The sequence below is a fragment of the Paenibacillus glycanilyticus NBRC 16618 genome, from assembly GCF_004000805.1.
In the GTDB taxonomy this organism is placed as follows: Bacteria; Bacillota; Bacilli; order Paenibacillales; family Paenibacillaceae; genus Pristimantibacillus; species Pristimantibacillus glycanilyticus.
Genome location: NZ_BILY01000002.1, coordinates 198880 through 218414, shown reverse-complemented (window position 1 = coordinate 218414; position 19535 = coordinate 198880). Strand labels below are relative to the sequence as shown.

Annotated in this window: 17 protein-coding genes; 4 read left to right on the top strand and 13 right to left on the bottom strand. The window is 52.2% G+C overall.

All coding sequences use genetic code 11. The features are described from left to right. Nucleotides 1–59: 59 nt before the first annotated feature. A complete protein-coding gene (locus tag PGL01S_RS02280; protein WP_127490952.1) occupies nt 60–1028 on the top strand; it encodes a Gfo/Idh/MocA family protein in 969 nt (322 codons plus the stop codon). 149 nt (nt 1029–1177) lie between these two features. On the opposite strand, the gene PGL01S_RS02275 is transcribed toward PGL01S_RS02280, so the two are convergent. Beyond that, a complete protein-coding gene (locus tag PGL01S_RS02275) occupies nt 1178–3814 on the bottom strand; it encodes a glycoside hydrolase family 3 protein (RefSeq protein ID WP_127490950.1) in 2637 nt (878 codons plus the stop codon). A 183-nt stretch (nt 3815–3997) separates the two neighbouring features. On the opposite strand from PGL01S_RS02275, the gene PGL01S_RS02270 reads away from it, so the two are divergent. Continuing rightward, nucleotides 3998–5221: an enolase C-terminal domain-like protein gene (locus tag PGL01S_RS02270; protein WP_127490948.1), complete on the top strand. Its 1224-nt coding sequence runs from the start codon at nt 3998–4000 to the stop codon at nt 5219–5221. Nucleotides 5222–5249: 28 nt separating this feature from the next. Next, nucleotides 5250–6086 carry an NAD-dependent epimerase/dehydratase family protein gene (locus tag PGL01S_RS02265; protein WP_127490947.1) on the top strand — a complete coding sequence of 279 codons (837 nt, stop codon included), beginning with the start codon at nt 5250–5252 and terminating at the stop codon, nt 6084–6086. Nucleotides 6087–6134: 48 nt separating this feature from the next. On the opposite strand, the gene PGL01S_RS02260 is transcribed toward PGL01S_RS02265, so the two are convergent. The 8 genes from PGL01S_RS02260 to PGL01S_RS02225 all read right to left on the bottom strand — a co-directional run bounded on the left by PGL01S_RS02260 (nt 6135) and on the right by PGL01S_RS02225 (nt 13797). After that, a complete protein-coding gene (locus PGL01S_RS02260; protein WP_127490945.1) occupies nt 6135–7019 on the bottom strand; it encodes a carbohydrate ABC transporter permease in 885 nt (294 codons plus the stop codon). A gap of 12 nt (nt 7020–7031) precedes the next feature. Then, the gene (locus tag PGL01S_RS02255) at nt 7032–7994 is read right to left on the bottom strand and encodes an ABC transporter permease (protein ID WP_127490943.1); all 963 of its coding nucleotides are present in this window, start codon (nt 7992–7994) and stop codon (nt 7032–7034) included. A gap of 19 nt (nt 7995–8013) precedes the next feature. Continuing rightward, nucleotides 8014–9603 carry an extracellular solute-binding protein gene (locus tag PGL01S_RS02250; RefSeq protein WP_127491094.1) on the bottom strand — a complete coding sequence of 530 codons (1590 nt, stop codon included), beginning with the start codon at nt 9601–9603 and terminating at the stop codon, nt 8014–8016. A gap of 111 nt (nt 9604–9714) precedes the next feature. After that, complete coding sequence (locus PGL01S_RS02245) at nt 9715–10581, bottom strand: AraC family transcriptional regulator (protein ID WP_127490941.1); 867 nt, start codon at nt 10579–10581, stop codon at nt 9715–9717. A 114-nt stretch (nt 10582–10695) separates the two neighbouring features. Then, complete coding sequence (locus PGL01S_RS02240; RefSeq protein ID WP_174806513.1) at nt 10696–11844, bottom strand: family 8 glycosyl hydrolase; 1149 nt, start codon at nt 11842–11844, stop codon at nt 10696–10698. Nucleotides 11845–12018: 174 nt separating this feature from the next. Next, entirely contained in the window at nt 12019–12570 is a 552-nt protein-coding gene (gene hxlB, locus PGL01S_RS02235; protein ID WP_127490937.1) for a 6-phospho-3-hexuloisomerase, read from the bottom strand. A gap of 6 nt (nt 12571–12576) precedes the next feature. Continuing rightward, a complete protein-coding gene (gene hxlA, locus PGL01S_RS02230) occupies nt 12577–13206 on the bottom strand; it encodes a 3-hexulose-6-phosphate synthase (RefSeq protein ID WP_127490935.1) in 630 nt (209 codons plus the stop codon). A gap of 177 nt (nt 13207–13383) precedes the next feature. Further along, complete coding sequence (locus PGL01S_RS02225) at nt 13384–13797, bottom strand: winged helix-turn-helix transcriptional regulator (protein WP_164775347.1); 414 nt, start codon at nt 13795–13797, stop codon at nt 13384–13386. Between the two features lie 128 nt (nt 13798–13925). On the opposite strand from PGL01S_RS02225, the gene PGL01S_RS02220 reads away from it, so the two are divergent. Then, nucleotides 13926–15404, top strand: coding sequence for a methyl-accepting chemotaxis protein (locus PGL01S_RS02220; protein WP_127490931.1), 1479 nt, complete (start codon nt 13926–13928; stop codon nt 15402–15404). Nucleotides 15405–15456: 52 nt separating this feature from the next. Here the strand turns inward: PGL01S_RS02220 and PGL01S_RS02215 are convergent, their stop codons facing one another. Genes PGL01S_RS02215 through PGL01S_RS02200 form a run of 4 tightly spaced genes read right to left on the bottom strand, consistent with a single transcriptional unit; the run spans nt 15457 to nt 19500 of the window. Continuing rightward, complete coding sequence (locus tag PGL01S_RS02215) at nt 15457–15678, bottom strand: hypothetical protein (RefSeq protein ID WP_127490929.1); 222 nt, start codon at nt 15676–15678, stop codon at nt 15457–15459. Between the two features lie 2 nt (nt 15679–15680). Further along, nucleotides 15681–16853 carry a Ger(x)C family spore germination protein gene (locus PGL01S_RS02210; protein WP_244935486.1) on the bottom strand — a complete coding sequence of 391 codons (1173 nt, stop codon included), beginning with the start codon at nt 16851–16853 and terminating at the stop codon, nt 15681–15683. Then, complete coding sequence (locus tag PGL01S_RS02205) at nt 16850–17962, bottom strand: GerAB/ArcD/ProY family transporter (protein ID WP_127490925.1); 1113 nt, start codon at nt 17960–17962, stop codon at nt 16850–16852. Before PGL01S_RS02205 ends, PGL01S_RS02210 begins: the two co-directional genes overlap by 4 nt. Then, nucleotides 17959–19500 carry a spore germination protein gene (locus PGL01S_RS02200; RefSeq protein ID WP_244935485.1) on the bottom strand — a complete coding sequence of 514 codons (1542 nt, stop codon included), beginning with the start codon at nt 19498–19500 and terminating at the stop codon, nt 17959–17961. Before PGL01S_RS02200 ends, PGL01S_RS02205 begins: the two co-directional genes overlap by 4 nt. Between the last annotated feature and the right edge of the window lie 35 nt (nt 19501–19535).

Sequence of the window (19535 nt, the reverse complement as noted above, 5' to 3'; positions counted from 1 at the left end):
TAATGCCTTATCGAAATGCAGATACTGGAATGGCTATTCATGTTGGGAGGCTAGATGGAATGAGCAACATTCGGATCGGGTTTATTGGAACGGGAGGTATTGCCGGCTGGCATGCCAAGCAGCTGCTGGAGCTCCCGGAGATTCAGATTACCGCGCTATCGGATACCAGCGAAGGCAATCGCATTGCTTTTGCTGAAAGATTTGGTTTGCAGGATGCCCGGCAGTTCTCCGCTTATGAGGATATGCTTGAGCAGGGGGAGCTGGATGCGGTTGTGATTTGCTCGCCGCATACGCTTCATTTCAGACAAGCTTACGATGCGCTGGATAGAGGGCTGCATGTGCTTATCGAGAAGCCGATGACTTGCTCGTCGAAGGAAGCGGAGCAGCTTATTCAGAAGGCGGAAGAGTCGGGGAAAGTGATGCAGGTGTCGTACCAACGGCATTTTCAGCCGGAATTTCTGTACATTCGGGATGCCATTGCAAGCGGAGAGATCGGGAGGTTGACTTCTGTAACCGCTTCACTTAGCCAAGAGTGGTATCAGCTTACGGAAGGCACGTGGAGGCAGGTTCCTTCGCTCTCCGGCGGCGGATTCCTGATGGATTCCGGCAGCCATATTATCGACGTGCTGCTCTGGACGACCGGAATGACTCCGGTTGAAGTGAAATCCCAGCTTCAGAACCATGGAGCGCCGGTTGAGATCGACAGCTTCACTTCCATCCGCTTTGCGGAAGGGGCTCTTGCGGGCCTCAACTTCGCCGGTTATGCGCCAGGCTGGAACGAGACGTTTGCGTTCTGCGGGGACAACGGCGGCATCTACTACGACAACGGAAAAATTACGCTTCGCCGTTTGAACGAGGAGCCATTCGTACCGGAGCTTCCGGAGCAAACCACGAACCAGGACAAAAGCTTCATCGACGCCATCCTTGGCCGCCACGAAGTACTTGTTCCGGGCGAGTTCGCCCTCAAGGTCGTATCCTTAAGCGAAATGATCTATCAGGCAGCGGGTTACGATCCGCTGAAGAGATAACAAGAAAGGGTTGCCCCTACACCGGGGCAACCCTTTTGTTTTTGTGTTTTAAAGGATTGCCAATCTCCTTTATCAACGCCCGCCAACCGGTGCACTTGAGCTAACTGTCTACTGTAACCTGCAATAGAGGCTTACAGCACGCGAACGGCTTAGTTCACCTCAAACTCGCCCACCAGGGCGATGTTACTGGAGCTTGGGCCGATTAAGGCGCGGAAGGTGCCGGGCTCGACGGTCCACTGCAGGTCTCGGCCGAGGACGCGGAGGTCGCGCGGGGTCAGCGTGAACGTGACGGCTGCGGTTTCTCCCGCTTGCAGGCGGATCCGCTTGAAATGCCGCAGCTCTTTCTCCGGACGCGCGACGGAGCTGAACACGTCGCTCACATAGAGCTGAACGACCTCGTCGCCGGCGCGGTCTCCTGTATTGGTCACGTCGAACGTTACGGCCATGCTATCCTCTACACCAATCTTCTCCGATTCCAAGCGGAGATTATCATAGCGGAAGGTAGTGTAGCTCAGGCCGTGGCCAAAAGTATAAAGCGGCTCGTTATTGCCGCCGACATAATGCTTTTGCCCGCCGCGGCGCCGGTTATAATAGACCGGAATTTGGCCGATTGTCCGCGGGAAGGAGATTGGCAGACGGCCAGCCGGGTTGTAATCGCCAAACAGCACTTCAGCAATGGCGTTGCCGCCTTGCTCGCCCGGATACCAGGCTTCGATAATAGCCGGAATATGCTCCGATTCCCATTCCAATGTCAGTGGACGTCCATTCTGGAGAACCAGAATAACGGGAGTGCCCGTCTCATATACGGCCTTCAAAAGCTTAAGCTGGTCGCCCGGCAGCTCCAGGCTGTTCCGGTCAATGCCTTCCCCGCAGGTGCGCTCGGAATCGCCAAGCGCGATAACCGCAACATCGGCTTGAGCCGCGACAGCTACCGCATCTTGAATCCCAATCGTATTATGATTCCACCCGAGCACGATTTCGACGCCGTTGGTATCCTTGCAATATTCTACGCGGATATCGTATTCGCGACCGGCTTCCAGCGCGATCGCCACGCTGCGTTTGGCGCTCTTGTCCTTGCCCCAGCCGTCTACGACAAGCTCGCCGTCCAGCCAGAAGCGCATGCTGTCCTGACTGATCGTGCCGATATAACCGCTGAAGCTATGCTTCGGAACAAGCTTGCCTGTCCACCGGACGGAGAAGCCCATCGTGTTAATGCTTTGATCCGGCTTCGTAATTACCCAGTTGAAGTTAATGTTCCGATCCAGCTTGCTCAGCACAGGCTCGCCTACCAGCTCCGGATTGTTGAAGTATTCGCCAACGAGTCCCGGATTGCCGCTGCCGTCATGGAGGCAGTCCGCCGGAATGGCTTCCAGCTCATCGGCCAGAATGCCCGTACCCTTGGCATACAGCACTTTTGTCCCGGAAGACACGGCTCGTTGAATGCCCTCTAGCAGAGTTACCGGCTTAAAGCCCTCGATATAAGGGGTGTAGTCGCCCAGCCGGGCTTCGGCTGCGCTAGGTCCAATAACCGCAATGCTGCTCAAAGTTTTGCTGAGCGGAAGAGCTTCAGCCTCATTTTTCAGCAAAACAATGCCTTCCCGCGCCGTCTGAAGCGCCGTCCGTCCATGCTCGGAACGGCGGATTACCCGCTTGGAAAGCTCCGGATCGGCATAAGGGTTCTCGAACAGGCCTAGCATAAACTTTACCTTGAGCACGCGGGAGACGGCTTGATCCACAACCGCCGAATCCAGCTCTCCGCGCTCTACCATTTCCATTATGGACTGCTGGTAAAGCTCATGCGGATAGTCATAATATTGCATATCCGTACCGGCAACAAGCGCCTGGCGGATCGCTTCCTTCTCCGAATCAGCCGTAAAATGGGCATGCTGCAGGCGGGCGATAGCTCCGAGATCGGAACGGACAAAACCAGGCATGTTCCACTGTCCTCGAAGCACTTCCGTCAGCAGGCTGTAGTCCGCGGAGCAAGGAACGCCGTCGATCGAATTATAGGAGCACATCGCATTAACCGCGCCAGCCTCCACGAAAGCCGCTTCAAAGACCGGAAGGTGGTAGGCATGCATATCGTTAAGGCCGATTGAGGCGGGAGAGTGGTTCAGTCCGGATTCCGGAATACCGTGTACGGCAAAATGCTTGGGCTCCGCAATGATGCTGGTATTCGCAGACAGGTCATCGCCTTGAAGTCCTTTGATCATCGCCACCGCCATGCGGCTCGCCAGATGCGTATCCTCGCCAAACGTCTCTTCCACGCGTCCCCAGCGCGGCTCGCGGGCCAGATCCAGCACCGGTCCAAACGTCTCGTGAATGCCGACGCTGCGCGATTCGGCCGCGATCTGCCGGCCAATCTCTCTCACAATCTCCGGGTTCCAGGTGGAAGCCATGGTGATCGCGTGCGGATATACCGTAAAGCCCGGCCGCAGCAGGCCGTGAAGCGCCTCTTCGCTAAACAGGATCGGAATGCCCAGCCGCGTTTCTTCCACCGCATAACGCTGCAGCTGATTATTCGCCTCGGCTGTGCCGTATAAGTCATGCAGACAGCCAATGCCGTCCTTGCCAACCACTTCTTTTACTTTGTCCCAGTTCACGACCGCATCGTCGGCCATAACGGTAATCATATGCGGATGAGTAGCGCTCATAAACGAAGCGCCAAAATATTGATCCAGCTGGCGGACCTTCTCTTTCAACGTCATCCTCCCCAATAAATCCTCCAAGCGCTGCTCAATAGGAGCATCCGCCCTTTTGTACAAAGCCGCATTGGCGTTAACCATTTTCCATTCCTCCTGTTACTTCATCTAGCATGGCTATATCTAATCTAGCGCAAGAACCGGCGCCTAGACATAGCTCAAGCGAAAGAGGCTAAGAATGCGACAGAAAGTTTAAAGATGTCTCATTTAGAGCACGCCCAAAGCGGACTAGAATGGGAGGGAGCACGACAAGAGGAGGGTAATCGAATGGCAAAAATAACGGGAATCAAATGTATTCGCACCCGCAAAAACGGGACCTGGACCATCGTCAAAGTAATTACCGACCAGGATGGGCTGTACGGGCTTGGCTCCGCATCCGATGTCTATAATCCGGAAGCGGTCGTGCAAATTATCGAGCAATTGCTTGCCCCTCTATTAATCGGCAAGGATGCCGCCAATATAGAAGATTTGTGGCAGACGATGTATATGAGCGGGTATTGGAGAAACGGCGCATTGCTGCATACCGCAATCGGCGGCATCGACATGGCGCTGTGGGATATAAAAGGCAAGGAAGCTGGGCTTCCCGTCTACCAGCTGCTTGGCGGAGCCTGCCGCGCTGCGGTTCCATGTTACGGTCATGCCGGCGGCAAGGATCTTGCCGAGCTGAAAGAGGATGTGCACCGGTTTATGGAAGAAGGCTATACCGTCATCCGCGTACAGATGGGCGGCTACGGCGGAGGCGGCTTTATTGACCGGGATAAGGCGAATATTCCGCAGCAGGCATGGGGGAGCGGTCCGGTATTTGACGAGCAGTCATACTTGCATGCGATCCCGCATATGTTCGAACAGCTGCGGAATGAATTCGGAATGGGCGTCCAGTTCACCCATGACGTGCATGAGCATTTGACGCCGGTAAACGCGATTCAGCTTGCGAAGCGGGTAGAACCATACAGCTTGTTCTTCCTCGAGGATGCCATCGCGCCGGAGCAGATCGGCTGGTACCGTCACTTGCGGCAGCAATGCGCAACTCCTCAGGCCGTTGGCGAGCTGTTCGTGAACCCGCAGGAGTGGACGCAGCTGATCAAGGAGCAGCTGATCGACTTTATCCGCGTTCGAGTATCCAAGGCGGGAGGTATTAGCGCCTGCCGCAAAATCGCCGCTTTAGCCGAAGCGTTTGGCGTACGTACCGCTTGGCAGGAGGGCGGGGAGAACGATCCCGTCAATCAGGCGGCGGCCGTCCACCTCGATATGGCGATCTGGAACTTTGGCATTCAGGAAGTGAACCATTTCAAGCCGGAGGAGAAGGATGCCTTCGAGGGACATATCAAGCGGAAAGGCGGCTATCTGTATCCGTCGCAAAAACCGGGTCTCGGCATCGAGCTGGATGAGCTGAAGGCGCAGCAGCTGCTCGGAGAAGGCTGGAGCAAATCGGTGTATTTCAATCCTTATCAGCTGGACCGCAAGGCGGACGGCACGCTGGTACGCCCATAATTTCTTCATTAATAGGAGTGTTATCCATATGAAAACAATTGCAGTAACAGGCGGCAGCGGCAAGCTGGGGTCGGCTCTGATCAAGGAGCTTCAGCAGGAGGGCTATAGCGTGGTTTCCTTGGATACGCAGCGTTCCAACGAGCTGAGGTGCCGCCAGATTAAAGTGGACCTGAACGATTTCGGACAAGTCGTCTCCGCGCTCCATGGGGCCGATGCGGTCATACACTTGGCTGCCATTCCGGCTCCGCTTGGTTACCCTTATCCGTATATTTTTTCTAATAATGTGGTGTCCGGCTACAATATTCTCGAAGCAGCTTCGCTGCTCAACATTCGCAAGGTTGTTGTTGGCTCCAGCGAATCCTCGTACGGTTTTGCTTGGGCGCCCACCCCGTTCTCGCCGGATTATCTTCCGGTGGACGAGGAGCATCCGCAGCAGCCGCAGGAATGCTATGGCCTATCGAAGATCGTAAACGAGCTGACGGCCGCGATGTTCGACCGCCGTAACGGGATGCAGGTGATCTCGCTCCGCTTCTCCATGATTACGAAGCCGGAGGATTACAAGCATCTTGCCATTAGCAAGCCGGAGGCGTTCAAAAATATTTTCTGGAGCTACATCGACATCCGGGACGCCGTCAGCGCCTGCATCGCTTCGCTTAAGGTCGAAGACAGAGGCGCAGTCTGCCTCAACATTACAAGCAGCGATACGCTGAGCGACCGGCCAACCGCGGAGTTAATCGAACAGTTCTATCCGGATGTAAAGGATCTGCGCGATCCGTTCCCGGACCGGACGGCAATCGTCAGCAACAAGGAAGCCGAGAGGGTGCTCGGCTGGAAGCCGCGGCATTCCTGGGCGGACAGCGAATAAGCCACAAAGCCAAAAAGCCCTGACCGATCAAGCCGGTCAGGGCTTTTCTCATCCTTTTATGGAGCCAATCATAACTCCCGTAACGAAATGCCGCTGCACAAACGGATACATGATCCATACCGGCAGGCTGGAGACGATAATAATCGCATACTTGATGCTTTCGGCAAGCAGAATTTTGTCCTCGAGTCCCACATTACCATCCACGGCCGCCGATTGGCTGATCATCAGGATTTCGCGCAAGACGAGCTGCAGCGGATAATGCGACTCGTCGCGCATATAGATAAGCGCGTTAAAGAACGAATTCCAATGGCCTACCGCATAGAACAATACCATGACGGCCAGAATCGGCTTCGACAGCGGCAAAATGATGTTCACCAGCAGCCGCCAGTTCGAGCAGCCGTCGATATGGCCCGCCTCCTGGATCTCCCACGGAATGCTGGATTGGAAGTAAGTTCTCATGACGATCAGGTTGTACGTCGATATGGCGCCCGGAACAACAAGCGACCAGATCGTATCCACCATCCCGAGATCCTTCACCAGCAGGTAAGTCGGAATAAGCCCGCCGCTGAAAAACATCGTAAGCGTAATAAGCAGCATCAGCATTTTCCGTCCGGGAAGATCGGGCCTCGACAGCGGATAGGCGGCCAAGGTCGTCATTATGATGTTTATGACCGTTCCAGAAGCGGTGTAAACGATGGTATTCCGGTAACCGATCCAAACCTCGTTATTATGGAAAATATTCGTATAGGCCTCTAGCGTTAAGCCCTTTGGCAGTAACCACACCCCGCCGTCGAGCACCCTAGCCGGATCGCTGACGGAAGCGCTGACGACAAAAAGCAGAGGATACAGCACAAGAAGAATAATAATTGCGGCAAGTGCGTACACAACCGCGTTAAACAGCCGTTCACTCGATACTCCCGAGCGGTTGATCACGGGTTTCCCTCCTTACCATAAGCTTGTCTCGGACAGTTTGCGGGCGAACCGGTTCACGAGGAGCAGGAGCGCCAGATTAATGACCGCGTTAAACAGTCCAATCGCGGCGGTATAGCTGTATTCGCCTTTCAGAATGCCCGTCGTATAGACAAAGGTTGAGATGACATCGCTGGCCTCGATATTCATGCTGTTCTGCATAAGAAGCACCTTCTCGAACCCGATATTCATAAAGTGGCCGATATCCAGAATAAGCAGGATGACGATAACCGGCACGATGCCGGGCAGGGAGATGTGCCAGATCCGCCGCAGCCGGGAAGCCCCGTCCATCTTGGCCGCCTCGTACAGCTGAGGATTAATGCCAATGAGGGCCGCGATGTACATAATCGACTGCCAGCCCATGTTCTGCCAGATGTTCGAGCTGATAAAAATCGGCTTGAACCATGCCGCCTCCTCGAGGAACCGGATGGGCGTACCGCCAAACGCCTCGATTAGCCCGTTGACGGGGCCGCTTTTGGGAGAGAGGAACAGCTGCAGCATCCCAACGATTACGACAATGGAAATAAAATGGGGAAGGTACGTAATATTTTGCAGCCATTTGCTAAAGCCCCTGCTCGGAAGCTCTTGAATAATGAGAGCCAGAACGATCGGAATCGGAAAGGCAATCAGCAGCGAAAATAAATTGATGGAGATGGTATTCCACAGCAGCCTCCAGAAATAATACGAATCAAAGAAGCGGGTGAAATGCTCGAACCCGACCCATTTGCTGCCTACGATTCCTTTGGCCGGATTAAAGTCCTTAAACGCGATTTGGAGCCCGTACAACGGACCGTATTGGAACAGAAGATACCAGGCAATAGGAAGCAAGAGCATCAAATATAAATCGTAGCGTCTTGCTATCTTTTTAAACAGCCGGGAGCCGCGCATGGAGCGGCTCCGCGGACTGGTGGTCGGATGATTGGCCTCGGCCGGTCTCATGTGCGACCTCCTTTTCAGCTTATTGTTTCACTTTATCGTAGGCATCCTGGTACAGCTTCTGCAGCTCGTCGATCTTCAGCTTCTTAAGCGTAGCTTGGAAGTCATCCCACTTATCGAAGCTAAGCGCGCCGGTAATAAACTTGGTGCTTTGCTCGTCGTAGTATTTATCAAGGTCGTTGCGGAGCACATCCACTTTCTTCGCGGTCTCCTCGTCGAACATCGGAGCGGCATAACGAACCTCGGGCATGTAAGGATCAAGCTTCTTTTGGGCCTCTTGAACTTGAGGCGGATTAATAAAGGAGGCTACATTCTCGCTGATGAGATGAGGTGCGCCGCCTCCCGCGTAAGGCGTAATTTTGCCTTGGTTTCCGGTATTCAAAAATTGCTCCGTATAATACGGAATGCCGTCTTTCAGCTCATAGTTCTCGCCTTCCCGGCCGAACCGGAGCAGGGTGGAGCCTTCTTCGCTGTAAAAATAATCGATCCAGCGCATGGTTGCTTCCGGATGCTTGTTCACGGATGTAATGGCGAACGAGCCTAAGTCGCGGGGAACCGGAGCGCCTTGGCTTTGCAAGCGGTCGCCATGCGGACCTTCAAGCGGCGCGATACCGGTATACTGGTCTTGAATCGGCAGGAACGAATTATTGGTCTGATCGAAGAAGAAGCCAACGTTGCCCGATCCCTGCTTGGCGATATATTGGGCTTCCGTCTGGGAGAACACTTCCGGGTCGAGCAGCTTCTCGCTGTAGAGCTTGTTCAAATATTGCAGCAGCTCCTTGTTGCGGTCATTGCCCATCCATATTTCCACCTTGCCATCGACCAGATTGATGTTATAACCAAGCTGCGTATCAAGGCCGAACGAACCGCTCATCATCGGAATAATCGGCAGGCCTAGACCAACCCCGGCGCTGGCGCGGGCCGTCAACGGGATTTCATCCTGCTTTCCGTTGCCGTTCGGATCTTTGTCCCGGAAGGCAACCAGCACATTATACAAATCCTTCGTCGTTTGAGGCTCCTGCAAGTTCAGCTTTTTCAGCCAGGCTTGATTAATCCATTTCTTGTCCGTCCGTGCAGCTCCTACCGTAACAACCGTAGGCAGGGCATAAATATGGCCTTCAGGCGTTGTAATCGCAGATCCAATCTCCGGATATTGCTCCATCAGCTTTTTGAAATTCGGAGCGTAATCATTGATCAGATTTTCCAGCGGAATTAATTGGCCGGCCGTTCCGTAGCGGATCGCTTCCAGCGAGGTAAGAGAGGAACGGAACAGGGCGTCGGGCAGCTCATTGGATGCGAACAGCAAATTCTTTTTCTCCTGGAAGCCATCCGTAGGCACTTCGGTAAACTCTACATCAATGTTGCTTTGCTTGGCATAGTCCTGGAACACGGGCATGTCCTTGAACGGGCCGTTGACGGGGGCAATACGCGAGAACATTTTCAGCTTGATCGGCTCCTGCACGATTGGAAAGCCGGTTTGGCTGACTTCGCTTGAGGATGCTTCCTTTGAGCTGTTTTTGTTATCCGCGTCTTGGCTTGAGCTGCACCCGGCTAGCGTCAAAGAAAGGGCAAGCATCGCGGACGCGGTAATGGTACTCCGTTGTTTAATCATCATTACAGCATTCTCCTTTAAAACATAGTATTCAAAGTCATATAGTTGGTTTTGTGAGCTGAATTTAGCATAAAGTAAGCCGTATGAAATAGAAATAACATTTCGTTGTGATCAATTTGGCATTTTGTTAGATGAGAGCAGATTGCTGCGGTAGTTCGACGGCGACATGCCGGTGTACGTGCAGAAGGCTCTCGAGAAGGTATAAAGGTCCGTATAACCAAGTGAAAGCGAGATATCGGTAATTGATAGAGTCCGGCTTTGCAGCATCTCGACTGCCCGTTCCATCCGCAGCTTGATCAGATATTCGCGGGGACTCATGCCGAAGCTTTGTTTGAATCTGCTGGACAGATGCGAGCGATGCATGCCGGACCACTCCGCCAGGTCCGTTACGCTTATGCCTTCCGCATAATGCGTCTGCATGTATTGCAAGCAGGCTTTCAGCCAATCTTTCTCCTCGCTCGCTTCGGGAATCGGACGCGACAGCATTTCGAACAGCTGGTACAGCATCATCTGCAGCTGCAAATCGCCGTCCTTCCGCCAGTTTTTCATTCGTTCCATGCATGCCTGCAACTGATTGGCAAGCTCAGCCGTGAGCCTGTTGCGCAAATACGGCTTTTGTTCGGACACTCCGATCCTTCGGACGAGCATCTCCGCTTGGGAGCCGGTAAAGGCTAACCAATGCAGCTTCAGCGGAGACGCGGAGTCATATTGCGTAATCCAGTAGCTGTGCTTCACATCGGGGAACAGGCAGAACATGCTGCCCTTCGGCAGGGTGACGGTCTCGCCCATACTGGACAGCGTAACCGAGCCGTTAAGCACAAAATGAAAGGAGAAGCATTCAATCACCCTTGGTCCAACGCTGTAATTCGCCTTGGCGATATTGTGGCCCGTACGAAGCGGCCAAAGCCCTCCAAGCTTCTCAAATTCGTTAGGCGTGTAATAAATGATGTCTGCAAATTCATGGCCGTAATCTTTCAACGGAATTCACCCCATAAAAAAAGACATAGCAGTGCCAAGGGGCACATGCTATGTCTCTAGTAGTCTAGTCGACGATCTGTCCATTGTAGCATAGATCGTCATTTCCGTTCAGGGCTAGGCGTAAATCCGGTAGCTGCCGCTTAATGCCAGCAGGCTGAAGAAATAGAGGCAGTTATCGTAATAACGGCGCTCGCCCTTGCGGAGAGGGGTGTTCCAGAACAGCTGAACAAAGTAACCGGCATCCTGGCCATCCGCTGCAAGCGAAGCCATGGCATTGGTGGCGAGCAATCCGATAGGATGCAGCGCAGGCTCGTCGAATGGTTTGCCGTCAATCGTATAGCGGCGGTAAGCCGCAACGTCGACCGGGCGGAAAAACCGCTGGATCCGGTTCGACTGTCCGACCTGCCACGGGTCCTGGCGGAACCATGCCCAGTCTAGACCGATATTGGCCGCTACCCGGTAAGCATCGCTGTAGAAATGACGGAAGTCGCCATGCCGCTGCACCTCAGCCGGCGTTCCGTCGTAGTTGGCGTACTCCGGCGACAATCCTGTCTCAGGATGGCAGGCCGCATGCAGGTAAGCCCGGCTTGCGGAAGCCGCTTCCCGCCAGAACAGCCTGTCTTCTTCATCGGCCCATAGGGCAAATAATTCGTAGAAATGGGGGAGATGGTAGGATGGATCGCTAAATGGCGACTCCGGTACAAACTTGATCAGCTTGTTTGCCGGTTCCCACATCGGACTGCCGCCATTGCCGTCTTCGCCCTGGTGGATGCAGGCCCGCAATATCCGTCTTGCCTGCTCCGCGTAATTATACGGCTCCGGACCGTCGCCCCAGCGGTGTGCGGCAAAGAATAGCGCCATGGCGAAAAACTCCTCGCCATCCGGCGCAGGACCTTGAGACAGACGGGTACCGTCCGTCTTGCAATGCCATGCGAAATAATCCTTGTAACGCCCTTCCGAATGCTGCATATAAGTGACGGAGAAGTTCCACAGCCGGTCGAAAATTTCCTTGTCGTTCATCTGAACGGCCATCATCATGCCGTAAGACATGCCCTCGGACCTTACATCCACATTGCCGGTATCGAGGAAGTAGCCCTTGTCTTCTCCCATCGGGTAATAAATCCGGATATCCGGATCGCCATGCAGCAGATCATTCCAAGCCTGCTCCAGCTTTGCTTGTATCGCTGTCTCGGAATAGCCGAGTTCCTTGAACAAATTCCGGTATTCACCGGTATAATAAGCCCCTTTTTCCAAAGCTGTCATAGTAGTAAAAACCTCCATTTCGTGGTGTACAGCCCCATCTTAGCACAGGAGGAACCATACAAATTAAAGCGTTTTCAGTAAAAAGTATAGGATAACCGAGGCAAACGAAAAACACGGCATCCGTACTCCCGATAGGTGGGAGTGGATACCGTGCTCTTGGCCGCGGCGCGGCTGCTATTCCAGATTCGCGTGATTTCCGTACATGGCCGTACCTTGCAGCTCCTGCTGCTGCATCAGATTCAAGACGATTGTATCCAGCAGAAGCAGAAGGCTTTGCTCGAACAAGGTGCCCATCGGCTGGCTTGAGGCTCCGGAGATGCTGTCCTTGGTCACAGCCGGGATCGTTACCCGGGTGGAGGCTGCAGCGCCTAAAGTTGATTCCGGAACAATGGTCACCACGCCAACGGCTGCGCCGATGCTTTGGGCTTTGGCGGCCATGGTTGCCAGCGTTTTGGTCTCGCCGGAGCCCGAGCCGATCAGCAGCAGATCCCCTTCCGCAATGCCCGGCGTAACGGTCTCGCCTACGACGTAAGCGCGGAAGCCCATATGCATTAGGCGCATGGCAAATGCACGCATCATCAGTCCGGAACGTCCGGCTCCGGCAACGAAAATCTTGTCTGCTTCCGTTATCCGGTGCGTTAAAGCCTCAATCTCGCCAGGCTTAACGGCCTCAAGCGTGCGTTCCAGCTCTTGAAGAATGGAGGAGGCTGCGCTCAGCGTACTCATTGGCTATTACCCTTTGATCAGCTGCTGCATTTGAGCGGCAACCGCCTGCTTGTCCTCGGCGCCGGTAATGCCGCCGCCTACGATAACCAGATCCGGCTGGGCACTGATCACTTCGGGCAGGGTTTGAAGCTTGATGCCGCCTGCGATCGCTGTTTTTGCCTGCTTCACGACGCGTTTAATCGTAGCCAGATCCTCGAACGAGTTTTTGCCGTCTGCCTGATGATCGTAACCGGAATGAACGCAGATATAATCAACGCCAAGGTTATCGATTTCCGCTGCGCGCGCGGCAATGTCTTTTACGTTGATCATGTCGACCATAATCTTTTTGTTCTGTTTGCGGGCTTCATCAACCGCGCCTTTAATCGTGGAATCGTCGGATACGCCAAGAACGGTGATGATGTCGGCGCCAGCTTCGGAAGCCTTCATGACTTCGTAACCGCCGGCATCCATAATTTTCAGATCGGCGAGTACTTTAAGCGACGGGAATTCGTCTTTGATTTCTTTAACGGCGCGGAGCCCTTCGTTAATGACAACGGGGGTGCCAATCTCAACGATATCGATATAAGGGGCAACCTCTTTTACGACTTCCTTTGCCTCCGGGATGTTTACCAAGTCAAGTGCCAATTGCAATTCCATAGGTTGAATCTCTCCTTTAATTTTGGGTGTTGAAACCGATGAGGTTCATATTAGGGGGATACCGAATGTAATGGAAGTACGCACTTTCAAGTAAGTCCGTATCCTGCAGGAAACTATGAAGCGCAAAAAAGCAGACTCCATGCGGAGTCTGCCGTTTTTATTGCGAAATATGCAGGTTTAAATTTCTGCAACTTGAAGGGAGACCGGCTTCGAATCCGAGGTTCTGCCCAGTACCTCTTCGCCATAATGCTTGCCCCAGTTGTACATCAGCTTCAGGATCGGCACGAGGCTTTCTCCATGCGGGGTCAGCTTATATTCGACCTTCGGCGGAACAACCGGATAGACGGTCCGTTCGACAAGCTGATCCTCCTCCAGCTCGCGAAGCTGGTTCGTCAGTATCTTTTGCGTGATATGGGGAATGAGCTTTTGCAGCTCGCTGAACCGTTTTGTGCCGTCAATGCCCAGATGCCAGAGGATGATAAGCTTCCATTTGCCTCCGATTAACGCAAGGGTTAGTTCTTTTTCACAGTTGATTTGATCAATCTCAATTCGGGAACGAATATCTTTCGCCAATGTTAAGCACCTCCACATAGCTAACCGTGTCACAATAGAGTACAAGATTATCGGGCTCATGTCTATTAAAGATGATGTCGAAAAATATCGGTTTATGGTATGATCGGAATTATTGCCTATATTATGGTAAAAAAGGTGGAGAAAAAATGGATTATAGGGAGACCCTGCACCGGAGAAACAAGCTGCTCGTGAATATTATATGGGTCATGCTGTTGCTCGGCGTAGCCGTTGATTTTCTGACCGGAGCCGGGATGGATTCGATTATCGTCCTTGCTATCGTAGGTACGCTTACTTGCGGCGGAACGACGATTCTGGTCTATAAACGCTGGTTAACGAACTATATTATGTATTTCATTTCAACGATTGTTACCGTGCTTACGCTGCTGTTATTGTTAACCGGACCGATCATTACGACTTATTTTCTTGTGTATGTCAATCTTGCCATCATGACGCTTTACGGCAATTCCAAGGCGATTGGCTATTCCGGATTAATGGGCGTCCTTCTGACGGTTTATTGCTACGTAAGTCCCGACAAGACCGAGATTTTCGGCAATAACGCTCCAACCACGATGTTTATGTATTTCTTTATGGTGGCGGTTCCGCTATACGTATCGACCAAATTCAGCGAGCGGCTGCAGCATAATATTATTGAGCAAGGCGAGCAGGCAATGCTGGAAAACAAACGGTCGCTTGAGCTTGTCGGACAGGTCTCTTCCTCGGCGGGACAGCTGAATTCGTTCAGCACGAACTTGAAAGCCAATATGACAACGGCCGGTTCGATTTCCAAGGAAGTAACCTCGGCCTTCTCGGAAATTACGTCGAGCATGGAAGCTCAAACGTCCAGCATGAATGATATCAGCGAAGCGATCCGCCATATCGAAGCTTCCGTGGCCTCGCTTGCGGATCGTTCTACGGAGATGAAGGGGCTGTCGGCAAGCTCCGCGCTCTTAACCAAAGCCGGTAGCGAAGGAACCACCGATCTTGAGCACGAGATGAAGCGGGTGAACGAGACGATCGATTCCTCCGTGCAGCTTATGAATGAGCTTGGCGAACAGAATACGAGCATCAGCGAGATTGTGGCGACCATTAAGCATATTTCCACGCAGACGAACCTGCTGGCTTTGAACGCGGCAATCGAAGCCGCGCGCGCAGGCGAGCACGGCAAAGGCTTTGCCGTTGTCTCCCATGAAATCCGCAAGCTTGCGGAGACATCGCAGCAATCAACGGAGCAGATCGAGCACATTTTGGAGAGCATCCGTACGAAGACGATCCTGGCGGCAGAGCAGGTGCTTGAAGGGCAGCAGTCCGTTGCAGGAAGTACGGCGGCAGCCCGCAAGGTAGCGGATGTGATGCGGGCGTTGGCATCTGACGCCAATAAGCTGGAGAGTCACTCGGGAGAGGTCGACTATTCGGCGGAGCAGCTTCAGGAGCAATATGCGAGGATTACCGGGCAGATCGTATCGATTGCCGGCTCCACAGAGCAGAATATGGCGGCGATCCAGGAAATGTCGGCTAGCATGACGACGCAGGACAGCCGGATTGTTGAGATTGTCGAGAGCTTCCTGCAGTTGGATAAGCTAACTTCCGATCTGAACGAGATGACCGAGCGCAGATCAGAGAAATAGAAATGAAAGGCCAATGAAGCCTTGTTTCATTGGCCTTTTTGCATGGCGCGCCTTACGGCTGAACAAACCTTTTGAGCGGTTTGAATAGAAATTCGTCCAGTGTAGGAGTACCCGGCGTATCGGGAACATCGACAAACATGAAGATGCAGATAACCGCCAGGAGGGAGAAGAACACGGCTTTTTCCTTGACGCCCCATTTTTTTAACTTCGGCCACTCCAGCCATAGGATCAGGGAAATGCTAAAGGCGATAAATACAATAAACTGCAGCCTCATTTTTATTGCACCTCTTCGTATGGCATTCCGCCGGGCGTATTAATTAATCCCGGTTTCTTAATATCGGTTTTTACCTCGATTGTCACCTTTATTTTAGCGAACTGCTCATCCCACTGCTCCTTTACCCGCTCCCACTCTTTCGGATATTTCTTGTGGTAAACCGTGGCGAAGTGGATGGTATCCGCTTTTAGTTGCTGCAGATAAACGACGGCAGCTTCGATCCGACGATGGATATCGTTACGGAACGCCAGATTCATCTCCTTCAAATCTTCCGGCTTCATGGGATTCATCCTTGAATTGTTCTGAACAATGCTTCCCTCGGATTGAACTTTAATGGTCATCGACCAGTTATTCCCTTCAATATGAGGAGTCAAGCGCACCTTCGTTTTCACAGGATGCAGGGAAACCTGCTTCCCTCCGACATCAAACGTAATGCTGTAATCCGCGGCAACGTTATCAATCAGAAGAGCCCCCCGCAGCAGTTTTTCTGTAAGCTCGCCCGACAGCTTGCCCTTCTTCAGAACGGCTGCGCCTTTCATATAAGGGATTGTCTGAACGGGTTTGTCGGCCAGCTTGGATGGCGGCAGGATATAGACCATCGGAAGGGCATTGGACTCCGAATCCCCTTTTAGATCCATGCTCATTTGCTCCATAGTAACAAGCAGGCCGGTGCGCAAATTGGAGATTTCGCGCAATGCCTCTGACGAAGTGCGTTCAATCGGCGGAATGAGGTTGAGAGCTTCGCTTGCCTTCCCTTTGCTGACCATCAAATAAGCCCGTTCCCGGGGCTGAGGATGCCGGACGAGATAATCAAATTCCTCGCGGATACCGATTCTCGCGATTTCCTCGCCGAATATAAATATTTTGCATTGTCCCCAGAACAGCCTTCTTGGCATTTTGCGTTGAAGCTTGGACAAGGCGTCTTCTATATTGCTTCCTTCAGCGGAACGTGTAATAGCCCGGGGGCCGCCGCCGCCGATTGCAGCTGTTTGCTGACCGCTCCCCTGGTTCTGAGGAATAATGACCTGCACGGTGGCCAATATTTTATTATTATTTCCTTTGTCAAAGGCGGTTGCCGAGATCAGCGCAAGATCGTTCAGCTCGGTTCGGTCCCAACATCCGGTAAGCGACAGCACGAAAGCGCTGATCATGATTACGAGCATTAACCTTCTCATGAGACAAGCTTGCTCCATTGTTTTCTGCACAAAGCAATAATAAACAGCAGGAAAGGGACCACAAGCATAAAGGTGGACAAGTGAAACGAGCCTACCGTGGCGAGAAATCCGGCCATTTTGAAGAAGCTTGGGATATCCCAGAAGCAGTGAATAACAATCAGAATGCCGATTGGGAATACAAAGGGCTTGTAATCCTTCAGGTTAAAGCAGGAGGTGAAAGACAAAACTGCAGCGTAATAAACAGCCGCGATTTTTATGAAATTGCCAACCACCCACATGGCTAAAAGCAAAGCCTCCAGATTCTCGAAAAAATCAGCGCGGGAAATATAACGGAAAGCCGTTAATACGGGATATACCTTATTGGCTGTATCGGGACCAAGCACGAACAATGCAACAAGGCAAACATACGTTAAACTGGCAGAGACAGCCAAGAGTGAAAGAAAGCTGTATTTAACCGTTTTGTTCTGATCGATCACGCTGGGCAAGAAGTAGGCGATAATCAAAAATTCGGAATACCACGAAACCGGGGCTAGCGAGCCTTTAATCACCGGAATAAATCCATGGCTCATAAACGGCAGAATATTGCTGACATCGAAATCCGGCAATAGCAACAGCAAGAAAAATAACGGCAAAATAAAAAGCGGAGTTAACAGTAACGTGCTTCTGACGATTAGTTCAACCCCGCCCCGTACAGCAAACGCAGCAAGCAAAACCATTAAGATCACCAGGCAGAACATAGGCGTTTTGAATAAGAAATTGCCTGTAACAAATTCGGCATATTCCCTGGAGACAATGCCGCAGGTAAATACGAAAAATTGGAAATAGATAATCCCCAGAATTTTTCCGGGCACTTTGCCGATAATGCGCTCACTGTATTGAATCAGATTTTTATTCGGGTACAGTTGATGCAGTTTAATCGAGATGGCAAGCACGCTTCCGCCTGCTAATATGGCAAGGACAGGTGCCAGCCAGAAGTCGTTCATGGCGTAATGGGCAGAAATAGCGGGGATGGTTATAAAACCCGTTGCCAATATAACCGAGTACATTAGAAGAGAGACTTGAAAAGAAGTGATTTTTCCGTTATCCATCTCGAATCCCATTCCCTTCATTCGTCATTTGAGCCCTGTGAGGGCTTCGGCATTTGGCCCTGCGCTTGCCGGTATTTATTCGTCTCAGTGACCAGATCTGGCCTTGCGTCCATCATCCAAATTGGCGAACGGATGAAAATATCCTTTAGATCGCTCTTCACCACGGAGGATAAATAAGGAACGTGAAATGATTTCAGACTGCATAAATGCAAGACAAGCGCGATAAGACCCGACATGATGCCGAGAAGGCCAAGCGAGCCCGCTAACAGAATAAATGGAAACCGCAGCAGCCGTATGGGCAGTCCGGTGATGTAACGCGGAATCATAAAGGATGAAATGCCCGTAATCGCAACAATGATAACCATTGGCGCAGATACGAGTCCGGCTTGAACGGCCGCCTGCCCGATAACAAGCGCCCCGACGATACTGACAGCCGCACCTATTTGCTTAGGCAATCTTACCCCGGCTTCGCGCAAGGCTTCGAACGTGATCTCCATCAGCAACGCTTCAACGAGCGCGGGAAAGGGCACGGCTTCGCGCGAGGTTGCCATACTGATTAACAACGAACCAGGCACCATTTCCTGATGGAAAGTGAGCAGGGCGACGTAAAAAGAAGGCAGCAGTAGGGAGATCGCAGCGAAAAAATAACGCAGCCACCTGATGGCCGTGCTGAACAGAAACCGCTGGTAATAATCCTCGGCGGACTGCATGAGCGAAAAGAAAGTGATCGGCGCGATTAAGGCGAAAGGCGTTCCTTCCGTCAGTATCGCAACCCGGCCTTCAAGCAGGTTGGCGCTGACAACGTCCGGTCTCTCTGTGCTTAAGATTTGCGGGAATGGCGAGAGCGGGCTGTCTTCGATTAATTCTTCGATATAACCGCTTTCGAGAATCCCGTCGATCCGTATGCGTCCGAGGCGCTCCTTGACTTCGCTTATCAGCTCGGCTGCTGCCAAACCTTCGATATAAGTAACGATAATGTTGGTTTGCGTATATTCGCCGATGCAAAGGGAGTCCATTTTGAGCAAGGGACTTTTAATGATCCGGCGAATAAGGGATGTATTGACGCGTAATGTCTCCGTAAAGCCTTCCCGGGGTCCTCTTATGACGGATTCCGCTGTGGGCTCTTCAATCGACCGGGTTTGCCAGTTGCTGAGGCCAAACGTAATAGCTTGAGCTTCATCATTGAGCAGCAGCAGAGGCTCCCCGATGGACAAATGTTTTATAGCCTCATCGAAAGTAACGACTAGCTTGGATGAAGCGGAGGTGATCAGATGCTGAGCCAAGTAGCCGATTGAAATCGTCTCTCCGTTAAATCCCATAAGCGGCTCAACGATCGTCTGCTCGATTCGGGAGGCATTGGCCAATCCGTCGATGTAATAAATAACAACCTGGTTGCTGTCCCCGACCGGGAAGGATCGAATAATGAAATCGGAGCACTTTGAATAAACCTCTTCAAGCTGTTGTTTGTTCTGCTCCAAGCTTGAGAAGAGCGGATGTTGAGGCGCCTCCTCCCGCTGATTGCTATTCTTATTGGTTGGTTCTGGTTTTGAATGAATCATTCGTAAAAGTCTAGATTTTCTCATAAATTTACTTT